Origin of the sequence: Pseudomonas sp. GL93 (genome assembly GCF_003408955.1) — a bacterium.
Taxonomy (GTDB): Bacteria; Pseudomonadota; Gammaproteobacteria; order Pseudomonadales; family Pseudomonadaceae; genus Aquipseudomonas; species Aquipseudomonas paracarnis.
In genome coordinates this window covers 1-2,962 of record NZ_NKRF01000100.1, presented here as the reverse complement: position 1 = coordinate 2,962, position 2,962 = coordinate 1, and the positions used below count along the sequence as shown (strand labels likewise).

The 2,962-nt window shown below is 61.4% G+C and carries 1 protein-coding gene; it reads left to right on the top strand.

What is annotated here, in order from left to right:
- On the top strand, nucleotides 1-2,962 hold a 2,962-nt coding region (locus CER19_RS23700; protein WP_371921558.1), incomplete at both ends, for a beta strand repeat-containing protein.

Below are 2,962 nucleotides of genomic sequence, written 5' to 3'. Positions count from 1 at the left end.
TATTGCACTGCTGCTGAACAACCGGGGCGCCGTCGACAACAGTCAGGGCGGTGAGATTTCCAGCACCCAGTCATTCCTGTTGGCCGCCGATGCGCTGAATAACCGCGGCGGCAAAGTCATCAGTGGCGACAGCTTGCAGGTACGTATCGCCAAGGCGCTGGATAACAGCGTGGAAGGTGTACTGTCCGCCAAGAGCGTTCTGCAAGTGGCAGCCGACAGCCTGGACAACCAGGCCCGTGGCGCGCTCGCCAGCCGTGGTGCGCTGGACCTGAAGGTCACCGGCGTGCTGGATAACCATAACCAGGGGCAGATATCCGCCGCTACGGTTTTGACTACCACCTCAGGCTCCTTGAACAACAGCGACAAGGGCAGCCTCTCGGCCGGCACGCTACAGACGCTCAACACCGGCGCGTTGGACAATCACCAGGGCGGGCGTATCGTCAGCGACGGTAGCCAGACAGTCACTGCCGCCAATGTGGATAACCGCGCGGGTGTGATCGGCAGTCAACAGGCACTGAACCTGACCACTGCGAACCTCGATAACACCGCCGGGTTGATCAACAGCCAGGCGGACCTGACCCTGACCGGGCAAACAGTCGACTCAAGCCTGGATGGCGAAATCTCAGCCAAAGGCGACTTGAATCTCATCGTTCAACAGCTGATCCAGCGTCAGGGCCGCTTGATCGGCGAACGCGCCGTAACCCTCGACCTGCAAGGCGGCAATCTCGACAACAGCGCAGGCTTGATCAGCGCCAAAGGCCCGCTGACCTTCGCGCGCCTGGCCAACCTGACCAACCGCGAACAAGGCGAAATCTCCAGCCAGACGGCGTTCACCGTCGCCGCCAAGCGCATCGACAACGGTGATCGCGGGGTCATCCTCAGTGCCGATCAACTGCGCCTTGAAGCGGATACAGTGGTCAACGCCAACAAGGGCTTGATCTCCGGTTGGAATGGCCTGGCGGTAGTGGGCGGCAGCCTGGACAACAGTGCCGAAGGTACGTTGTCGAGCAAGAGCGGCACCCTGCAAACCAGCCTCACCGGCGCGTTGGATAACCACGCAGCGGGCGCTCTGGTCAGCCAGGGCAAACAAACCCTCAGCGCGGCCAGCCTGAACAATGACCAAGGGATCATCTCCGGCCAGGCTGATGTAGACCTCAACGTTGCCGGTCGCCTGGACAACGGCAACAACGGCTTGATTTCCGCCGGTCAACAGCTGGACTTCAACAACGCCCAGAGTGAAATCCTCAACCGTGGCGGCCAGATCAGCGCCGCCAATATCTCCCTGACCGGTCAAAGCCTGGACAACAGCGGCGGGCAACTGATCAGCCAGGGCACCCTGGAAGGCACTCTCAGTGGTGCGCTGATCAACGCCAACAACGCCCGCCTGGCCAGTGGCGCGGCACTGTTGCTGAACGCAGCCAGCCTGGATAACCGTGGCGGCCAACTGGTCAGCCAGGATCGACTCGACCTGACCCTTGCCAACGGCGACCTGGATAACAGCGCCAAAGGCACGCTCGCCAGCCAGAAAGACCTGGTCATCAAGCTGTTGGCCGGTGACATCCACAACCAGCAAGACGGCTTGATTTACAGCCAAAAAGGCAAGCTGGATCTTGCCGCTCAAGCGCTCAACAACCAAAAGGGCACGCTGCAAAGCCAGACCGAAAACCGCTTGCGCCTCAGTGGCGCCCTGAACAACCAGGGCGGTCGGGTCGACAGCCTCAGTGGCAACCTGGACCTGGAAGCGGCCAGCGTAACCAACACCGCAGGCGGCATCCTCAACAGCAGCAAGGGCTGGATCAAGCTGGTCACCGGCCTGTTCGATAACGGCAGCGGCATCACCCAGGCGCAATCGCTGGATATCACAGCCAGGGACGGGTTGCTCAACCAGATGGGGCATCTGTCGGCGCTGGGCGGTGAAAACCGCATCGTCACCAGCACCTTGAATAACCAGGGAGGCGGTGTGTATGCCGACACCTTGCTCAAGGTCACGGCCGAGGACTTCGATAACCAAGGTACAGCGGTCGGCAACGGCGGCAAGGTGGGCGCGCGCACGATTGATTTCGGCCTGACGGGCACGCTGAGCAACAGCTATGGCCTGATCGAAAGCGACGGCACCCTGCGCCTCGCTGCACAGGCCATCAACAACGCCATCGGCAACCTGCGCGCCATGGGCGGTGTCGGCACCACGGATATTCGCACCACCGGTTTATTCGATAACCGTTTAGGCGCGCTGGAAAGCGCCAACGAAACCCTCAACCTGCAAACCGCCAGCCTGGACAACAACGGTGGGCGCATCGTGCATACCGGCACTGGCACGTTTGACCTGACGTCCGACCAGGTCACCCGTGCCGGTGGCAGCTTCGTCACCAACGGCCAACTGGATATCAAGGCAGCAAGCTGGACCAACAGCAGTGTGATCCAGGCCGGGCGCCTGAATCTCGACATCGGCCAGTTCACCCAGACCGCCAGCGGCCAATTGCTCGGCGCACAAAGCCTCACCGGCACGGGCGACACCTGGACCAACGAAGGCCTGCTGGCCAGTGACGGCACCCTCAAACTGACTCTCACCGGCGGCTACAGCGGCAACGGCCGGGTCAGCAGCCTGGGTGACATGACCCTCGCCGCCGCCAACATGGACCTGGGTGAGAATGCTCGTATTGGTGGTGGTGCAATCACCCAGGTCACGAGCACCAACGTCCTGACCAATCGTGGTCGCGTGACCTCGGTAGGCAACCTGACGGTCAACGCTGCCACCCTGAACAACTACGGCACCCTGGGCGGCTCCGAGAATGTTCGCCTCAACGCCACGCATCTGCTCAATGAAAAAGGCCTGTTGTTCAGCGGCAAGGACATGACCTTGCGCGTCAACGACTTCAGCAACCGCTTTGGTGATGTCTACAGCCTGGGTGGCCTCGACATCGCACGCGATGATGCCAACGGGCGCAGTGCACTGATTGAAAAC